Source organism: bacterium (genome assembly GCA_026398675.1).
In the GTDB taxonomy this organism is placed as follows: domain Bacteria; phylum RBG-13-66-14; class RBG-13-66-14; order RBG-13-66-14; family RBG-13-66-14; genus RBG-13-66-14.
This window is the reverse complement of record JAPLSK010000145.1, coordinates 1-8634: the sequence shown is the minus strand read 5'-3', so window position 1 is coordinate 8634 and position 8634 is coordinate 1. Positions and strand designations below refer to the sequence as shown.

Annotated in this window: 7 protein-coding genes; 1 reads left to right on the top strand and 6 read right to left on the bottom strand. The window is 64.2% G+C overall.

Annotation, left to right across the window (positions count from 1 at the left end):
* Positions 1–2: 2 nt before the first annotated feature.
* From NTW26_03825 to NTW26_03800, 6 genes are all read right to left on the bottom strand, one after another.
* On the bottom strand, positions 3–395 hold the full coding sequence (locus NTW26_03825) for a hypothetical protein (GenBank protein ID MCX7021403.1): 393 nt from the start codon (positions 393–395) through the stop codon (positions 3–5).
* A gap of 374 nt (positions 396–769) precedes the next feature.
* Complete coding sequence (locus NTW26_03820) at positions 770–1552, bottom strand: arsenite methyltransferase (GenBank protein MCX7021402.1); 783 nt, start codon at positions 1550–1552, stop codon at positions 770–772.
* A gap of 75 nt (positions 1553–1627) precedes the next feature.
* Positions 1628–3565: a molecular chaperone DnaK gene (gene dnaK / locus NTW26_03815; protein ID MCX7021401.1), complete on the bottom strand. Its 1938-nt coding sequence runs from the start codon at positions 3563–3565 to the stop codon at positions 1628–1630.
* A 71-nt stretch (positions 3566–3636) separates the two neighbouring features.
* Entirely contained in the window at positions 3637–4449 is an 813-nt protein-coding gene (locus tag NTW26_03810; GenBank protein MCX7021400.1) for a hypothetical protein, read from the bottom strand.
* Entirely contained in the window at positions 4442–4873 is a 432-nt protein-coding gene (locus tag NTW26_03805) for a response regulator (GenBank protein ID MCX7021399.1), read from the bottom strand. Before NTW26_03805 ends, NTW26_03810 begins: the two co-directional genes overlap by 8 nt.
* Positions 4874–5287: 414 nt before the next feature.
* Positions 5288–6187 carry a UbiA family prenyltransferase gene (locus NTW26_03800; GenBank protein MCX7021398.1) on the bottom strand — a complete coding sequence of 300 codons (900 nt, stop codon included), beginning with the start codon at positions 6185–6187 and terminating at the stop codon, positions 5288–5290.
* 337 nt (positions 6188–6524) lie between these two features.
* Here NTW26_03800 and NTW26_03795 point away from each other — a divergent pair.
* A partial coding sequence (locus tag NTW26_03795) for a hypothetical protein (GenBank protein MCX7021397.1) occupies positions 6525–8634 on the top strand: 2110 nt, incomplete at its 3' end.

Here is an 8634-nt window from a genome sequence, read left to right as displayed (position 1 = left end):
GCTCAGGTTTTCTTATCTGCTCCATGTCCCTCGATGAGGGGTCCGAGGTAATCCTTCAGGCGGCGCATGGTCAAGAGCGCCTGGCCCAGGTTGCCCCCGATGAAGACCCCCATCCCGACCAGGTAGTTTTCCGACAGGGGGGCGAAGACGACGTGGGTCATGTTCGAGGTGACGATGATGTTGGTGATTTGGCCGTCGCCGCCGGAGTCCAGGGAGGCCTTCCGGGCGGCGAGGAGTACGCCGATGTAGGACATGGCGGCGTTATCCACGTTGAAGCGGCCGCTGACGTCCACCTTGTCCACCATGATGCCGGTCATCTCGAAGAGAACGGTGGCGAACGCGCCCTTGGTGTCCTGAATCGCCTTCATCAGGGCGCCGCGAATCTCGTGCTGCATTGCTCCGCCTTTGGGGTGCGTGGAATTTGTTCGGGTCTCGGACCCGGTCGAGTTTTACTCAGTATAGATTATTTCCGCCCGTCAATCAGGTCGGTTGAAGGGCGGGCCCGCCGACCCGCCCCCGATAAAGGAACCCCTCACCCAGGACCCGTACCTCGCGGATTGCGATGGCGTAGGGGCGACCCTCCGCGGTCGCCCGCGGGCCGACGCGTTTATATTAGACGGCCCTCACCTTCCGCCCCTCACCCTAACCCTCTCCCCAAAGGGGAGAGGGGACATGATGAAGCCCTCACCCCGGCCCCGTCGGCGCGCCGCTCCCGGAGGGAGAGGGGAAATCTTACCCAGGCACCCGTTCAGCGGACGGCGGCGGGGAGCTATATCCCGGAGGGTTTTACCGCTTGAATAGTGGCCGAGGCGATGTACTTCTCGGCCCCCGTTCCCGGCGCCCAGTCCTTGATGAACTCCCGGCTCGCCTCGCTCACCCGGATTTCGATCCCGGTGAAACCGGCCTCGGTCAGCGCCCTCTCGATCTCCTCCACGCTCACCGCGCCGCCGATGCAACTGGATACGGCCGCCATATCCCGGCGAAGCCCTTCCGGGATCGGCTCGAGGGCCACGATGTCCGAAACGGCCAGACGACCACCCGGTTTCAACACCCGGTAGGCGTCCTGGAAAACCAGGTCTTTCTCGGGGGAGAGGTTGACGACGCAGTTGGACAGGATGACGTCCACCGACCCGTCGCCGACCGGCAGGTGCTCGATCTCGCCCAGGCGGAACTCGACGTTTGCGTAGCCGGCCTTCCCGGCGTTTCTCCGGGCCTTTGAGACCATGGAGGGGGTCATATCAACACCGATGACCCTTCCGGTATCTCCGACCCGCCGGGCCGCCAGGAAGCAGTCCACCCCTCCGCCGCTGCCCAGGTCAAGTACTACCTCGCCGGGCTTGAGCGAGGCGATTGCCGTGGGGTTGCCGCATCCGAGACCCATATCGGCTCCCTCGGGCAGACCGTCGAGCTCGTCCACTCCGTACCCCATCCGGTCGGAGGGGGTGCAGCAGGAGGGCGCCGGTCCGCAGCAGCTCGAGCCCGCCTCGGCCACGCGGGAGTAGTGCTCCCTGACATACCGGCGCTGTTCATCCTTCTCGGCATCGGCCGTCAATTGAACCTCCTCAATCCATCACGTGACGCCGTTCCGCTCCGGCGTGGGGATACGTCAGTCGCCTCGGTCCCTCGTCTACTTCTTGTCGTCGTCGTCGAGGACCTCGTAGTCGGCGTCCACGACGTCGTCCTTACTTTCGGCACCGTCGCTGGCGTGGTCGTGGCCTCCAGGCTCCTGACCGGCGCCGCCGCCCGGCTGGCCCTGCTGCGACCCCGCCTGCTGGTAGAGCTTGGTGGAGAGCTCGTTCAACGCGCCGTTGAGCCCCTCCATGGCCGACCGGACCTCGGCGATATCGTCGGCCTTAAGCGCCTCGCGGACCCGCCCCATGGCGGCCTCGACCTTGGCCTTGTCGTCGGCCGGGATCTTGCCCTCCATATCCTTCAGGAGCTTCTCCGCGCCGTAGACGGCGGAGTCGGCCTGGTTGCGCAGGTCCACCTCCTCGCGCTTCTTCTTGTCCTCGTCGGCGTGGCTCTCGGCGTCCTTGACCATCTGGTCTATCTCGCTGTCGGTGATCCCCGAGGAGGCGGTGATGGTTATCTCCTGCTGCTGGGCGGTGGCCATGTCCTTGGCCGAGACCTTGACGATGCCGTTGGCGTCTATATCGAAGGAGACCTCGATCTGGGGCACGCCGCGCATGGCCGACGGGATGCCGGTGAGGTGGAAGCGCCCGATGGTCTTGTTGTACATGGCCATCTCGCGCTCGCCCTGCAGGACGTGGACCTCCACGGTGGTCTGGTTGTTCTCGGCGGTGGTGAATATCTGGCTCTTGTGCACCGGGAGGGTGGTGTTGCGTTCTATGAGCCGGGTGAACACGCCGCCCAGGGTCTCGATGCCCAGTGAGAGCGGGGTGACGTCCAAGAGGAGGATGTCGGTGACCTCGCCGGCCAGGATGCCGGCCTGGATGGCGGCGCCTATGGCCACCACTTCGTCGGGGTGGACGCCCCGGTGCGGCTCGCGCTCGAAGAGTTCCTTGACCCTGGCCTGCACGGCGGGGATGCGGGTGGAGCCGCCGACCAGAATTACCTCGTTGATGTCGGCGGGCTTGAGGCCGGCGTCCGCCATGGCCTTTTTGCACGGCCCCACGGTGCGCTCGATCAGGTCGTCCACCAGGGACTCGAACTTGGCCCGGGTGAGCTCTACGTTCAGGTGCTTGGGCCCCGAGGCGTCGGCGGTGACGAATGGCAGGTTGATGGGCGTGCTGGTGACGGTGGAGAGCTCGCACTTGGCCTTCTCGGCGGCGTCCTTGAGGCGCTGGAGCGCCATCTTGTCGGTGCGCAGGTCTATCCCCTGCTCCTTCTTGAATTCGTCGGCGAGCCAGTCTATGACCCGCTTGTCGAAGTCGTCGCCGCCCAGGTGGGTGTCGCCGTTGGTTGACTTGACCTCGAAGACGCCGTCGCCGAGCTCGAGGACGCTGACGTCGAAGGTGCCGCCGCCCAGGTCGAAGACGGCGATGGTCTTGTGCTCGGTGCCCTTGTCGAGGCCGTAGGCCAGGGAGGCCGCCGTGGGCTCGTTGACGATGCGCAGGACCTCGAGGCCGGCGATTTTCCCGGCGTCCTTGGTGGCCTGGCGCTGGGAGTCCGAGAAGTAGGCCGGCACGGTGACGACGGCCTTGGTCACCTTCTCGCCCAGGTAGTCCTCGGCGGTCTGCCGCATCTTCTGCAGAATCATGGCCGAGATTTCCGGCGGGGTGTAGGTCTGATCGCCTATCTGAACCTGGGCGTCGCCGTTCTTGGCCCGGATGACCTTGAAGGGGACGGTCTTTATCTCCTCGGTGACCTCCTCGAACTTGCGGCCCATGAAGCGCTTGATCGAGAAGACGGTGTTGTCGGGGTTGGTTATGGCCTGGCGCTTGGCGACCGGCCCCACCAGGCGTTCGGAATCCTTGGTGAAGGCGACGACGCTGGGGGTGGTGCGGCCGCCCTCGGCGTTGGGGATGACGGTGGGCTCGCCGCCCTCCATCACCGCCACGCAGGAGTTGGTCGTTCCCAGGTCTATTCCGATTACTTTGGACACGGGTGTTTCCTCCGGTATCTCGTGGAGTTCGCCGACCCCGGGGCGGTGGATCCGTCCGCGGGGGTGTTTTTCTAACGCTCGAAGAGCTCGTAGGATTCCGTCCCCGGAATCACCCGGCTCTGGAGGTTGAGCTGGTTGAACCCCTCCCCGATTTCCATCCGTTTCGTGAAGAGGATGTTGGAGTTTATCTCGCTCTGGGAGGGCTTGCCGCGGTCCGTTGCCACCAGCGCCACGGCGATGGTGTGCGATCCCGAATCCACCAGGTCGGTGTAGCTGGTGAAGATGAACTTGTTGTACCGGGCCGAGCCGATGATGATGTCGATGTTGTCGTCCATCATCTCGCGCACCACTTTCCCGTCGCACAGGATGTAGAAGTAGATAGTCTTGCCGCCGCCGGTCTGGTAGTCGTCGCCGGTGATGACGATGTTGAGGTTGACCTTCTCCGGTATCTCCACGACCTCCACCACTCCGACCGGTTTCGCGGTCGTCAGCGCCCGCTGCACGTCCTCGTCCATGCCCAGGTTGCTGTAGACCATGTAGTCGTCGGTCTCGACCTTGAAGTTGATCCCCGGTGAGGAGATGAGCTTGATGAAGTAGTCATCGTCGAAACCGATGCGGGCGAGGTTTATCACGTGGTCCCGCGAGAGCGGTTCGCCCTGGAGGCACAGGTACATGAGCTCCGCGTCCACGCTGTACTCATCTTCCACCAGGGTGACTTCCTGGGCGCTGAACATGGGCTTGGAGCCGGTCTTTACGATGGCGTCAATGAGGACTTCGTCCCGGGCTCCGGCGTTTAAAAGGGCCAGGATGTCCATGGAATCCAGGGCCTGCGCACAGAGGACGAGCCCGAGGAGGAAAACTAGCGTGAAGGCGGTTTTACGCATTATCAGTCCCTTCTTTTACCGGCCCGTACACGAATACGGGTCCCATCCGAACCGGGGCCGGCATGTGGGTGGTGAGGACCTCGGCCAGCATCTGGCGCAAGAGGTCCACGCTCACCGGCTTGGGTAGAAACCCGTAGGCGCCGGCGGCGTACGCGCGCAGGAGCGACTCCCGGGTCGCCGAGCCGGTCAGCATCAGCACCGGGAGGCCGGGCAGGCTGACGCGGATCCGCTGGAGCACCGAGAGGCCGCCCCCGAGGGGCATTTCTAGGTCCAGAATGGCGAGGTCCACCAGGGTTTTTTCCAAAAGCCACAGCGCCTCGGCGACGTCCACGGCCGGCAGAAACCTGCAACCCCAGCGTTTCAGCATCCGCGCCAGGGAATCGAGGCATTCACGGTTGTCGTCGGCCAGGAGCACGGTGCGCATCGCCCTCACCTCGCCCGTGGTTTAGCGCAATTATCGTACCAGTCCCTCGCGGGGGGCAACGCGGGGCGTTGCATCCCGGCTTCGCGACGACGGGTATGGATATTTGCCGGGGGCATAGCTCGCTACGCTCGGTTCGAGGGGTTGTCGCCGCGAGCGGCACATTGAATCGATTCAAGGGTGCTTGAACGGCAACGCCGGGCGTTGCATCCCGGCTCCGCGACGACGGGCCTGGATATTTGCCGGGGGCATAGCTCGCTGCGCTCGGTTCGAGGGATTGTCGCCGCGAGCGGTGTGATTGAACTGTTTGTGGGGCGCATCGAGGCCGCCTGCGGCCCGGAATCCCGGAACCGACACCGGGCGTTCACCTGCCATTAAGTCGTCCCGCCACCGCGGCGTGCCATATCGGCATGAATCTTACAACAGGTAGCTCACGGCGAAGCCGACCTGGCTCACGATCATGAGAAGGTACATGTGCTTCCACGACGGGTGGTTGCTCTCCGTGGCCAGGCGGTTCGGGTCCCGCAGGATGAGCCTCACGATGTACGCCCCCCAGAGGACGAGGATTCCGGCCAGGATGGAAAGGGCCGTCGCGTCGCCCTCGAGGATCCCCAGGGCCAGGCCGAGGTACACGCACCCGAAGGGGACGACGAAGAAGGGTGCGATCATCCACGCCGCCCGGCGCACCCCGAAGATGACGGGCAGGGTCCGGCAGCCGTACCGGGCGTCCCCCTCCATGTCGGCGAAATCCTTGGTGGTCGAGGCCCCGAGGATGAAGAGGAAAAAAACGGCGGCGATGAACCAGGGCTCGGCGAACCAGATGGGCTTCACCGCGCTCCAGCCCGCGATGACTAAAAGCCCTCCCCGGGGCAGCGCCATGGTGAAGTTGGCCGCGAAGGCGTTGCGCTTCGTCCTGGTGGGGGGGCCCGAGTAGGAGTAGGTCACGAGGCAGGTGATACAAACGATGATAAAAAACCGCGGGTTGACCAGGAGCGAGAGGCCGATCGCCGCGAGATATAATGCGATGCAGGCCGCCACCGCCCCCGGGATTTTCACCTCGCCGGTCACCAGGGGTCGTGTCGGCTTGTTCACCGCGTCTATCTCCCGGTCGAAGATCTGGTTCACCGTGTTGGAGGCCATGTTGAGGGTGGCCGCGGCCAGGGCGCCCAAGAGAATTTTTACGGCCGTGCCCCAGGTGAGCCCGATCTCGCCGCCCACGGGGGAGCCCGCGGCGACCAGGGCGAAACAGACGAGGCCGAAGAATGGAGCCAGCAGGGTGAAGGGCCGCGCCAGCCTCACGTATCCTCTGAAACTCATCGCACCCCCCGATTGAAGCGGTAAAAGTCTATTTTACCTTAAAATCCGGGCGCGCTTGACCCCCGGGCTCGGATGCCCGGAACGCGGCGTCCCCGCCCTGAAACGCCGACTATATCGAGCCTCCGCCCGAATCCGGAAACCCCACGTTCTGGGGGGGGGGAGCGCCTTGACGCGCCTCGAACGTTAGTGGTAAAATGCCGGATGGAATTTACTACCCTTCGCGTTACCTCTTTCAACCGCTGGTGACCGGACTTCACCGCCCGGGGTGAAGTGGGCCGCCGGTAAGCTTCCTTATCATCGTTTCCCGTTTCGGCTATTCCAAGAAAGGGGATTTTCAATGCGAACCAAAGGCCTTGCCATTCTGATCGCCTTGGTGCTGGCGGCTGGAGCTTTCGCCAACACGGCAAGCCCGCCGACCACCATCGAGCTGATCGGGTCGGCCTACGAGCGGGGCGAGCTCACCTACACCGACTACGCCCTCTACAAGCTCTACCTCGCCTTCGGCGACGCCGACCGCATCCCCGACGCCTACCGGGGCTCGGACAGCCTGGCCGGCGTCTGCGGTACCATGTTGATCTACGACGCCAACATGTGCGTCCTCAAGGGGCTCTTTGACGAGAGCGACCTGGCCGACGCTCAGTTGTACCTCGGACGGCCCACCCAGGAGGGCACTCCCGGCGCCATCCGCGGCTACGACATCCCCGCCCCCGACATCCACCACTACGAAACCCCCGAGGGTAACTTCCGCATGTGGTGGGCCGGCGTGGGACCCCACGCCCTGTGGTATCCCCAGGATGAAGACCCCCCCAACGGCGTGCCCGACATCGTCGAGATCGTGGGCGAGGGTCTCGAGACCTCCCTCAAGCTCTTCACCGACGAGGCTTGGTTGGGCTTCGACTACCCGGTCAAGGACGGCACCTGGTATCCCGCGGGCGCCGACTACGGCTACTGTGAGGGCGACACCCAGGCGGACTGGGAGCGCTTCGACGCCTATTTCCGCAGCATGGGCGAGGACGGGCTCCCGGGCGTCTCGGCCTACTGCCAGTACGACTACTACTACGAGGCGACCCCCGAGGATGACGCCAGCTTCCACATGGCCTTCCACAACAACGCTAACCCCGACTCGCTTTCGGACGCGGAGAAGACCACCGCCGCCCACGAGCTGCACCACGGCGTCCAGGGCGGCATTGACGTGGACAGCCCCTCCCACCACAAGGAAAAGACCTCGGTGTGGAGCGAGGAGAGGGCCTACCCCCTGGCCAACGACTACCAGAGTGAACGCCTCGGCGCCTTCATGGCGGTCCCCAACGTCGGTCTCACCCGCCAGAAGCTCCTGAGCTGGTACAACGGCACCATCTGGAACCACTACATCGAGTCCCTGTTCTACGAGGACCCGGCGCTGCTCACCTACATGGAGACCCAGGAGAACCAGAAGAACGCCATCACCATGATCTGGGAGAACTACGAGCAGCGCACCGCCGAGGGGACCGAGTACGACTTCAACGACGCCTACGACCAGCTCTTCCGCAACGCCTACCCCGACATGGAGTTCGAGGACGACATGGGCGCCCTGGCCTACGCCTTCGGCAATTTCGTCGAGTGGAACTGGTTCACCGGCATACGTAGCGCGGCCCGCAGCGGCAACTCGGACAACAACAACGGTTTCTTCTACATTGACGACCTCAACACGGGCGGACAAACCTTCGGCGAATACATCTTCCCGGCGGAGCCGAGCGCCGTCGCGTATCCCCAGGTGAACGACCTGGAGCCCGACGGCACCCGCGAGTTCACCGGGGCGCAGGTCGTCTCCGGGGTAGAGGTCGATATGACCAACGAGGACGTCAACATCAGGGGCTGCCCCGACGGCCTCGGCGCGGTTTACATGCACGTCGTCCAGCTCGGTCCCATCCCCCAGGACATGGTTTACGCCTTCAAGGGCTACCCCGACAACGAAGAGGACTCCAAGTACTGGGGCGGGGCATACATCCTGATGCAGAACGACGCCAAGCAGCACCCCAAACAGACCACGGGCGAACTCTCAACCACGATGAACATCTTCGGCGACAAGGGGATCATCCGCGTCAACGACGCCTCCCAGTACAGCGAAGTGGCCTTCGTCCCCTACGTCCGCCGCGACATGGGATCGAACCTGCAGTTCCTGGTCCGGATCAACGCCGCGGACGCCTCGGACCGCCTCGGCCCGAGCTTCGACACATTACGCGGGGGAGCGCTCCAGCTGGCAATGGTCCCCGGCCTCACCTCCCACATCGAGTTCACCGCCACCCCCAGCGAGCGGCTCTTCTGCAGCCCGCGCTACGACGTCCACTTCACCGAGGTTGACGACAAGGGCAACCCGGTGGCCACCCATTTCTGGGAGCTCAACGGTTTCCAGAACGGTGATACATCCTTCAGAACCTGGGACGACGGTCCCGCCATCTACACCGCCT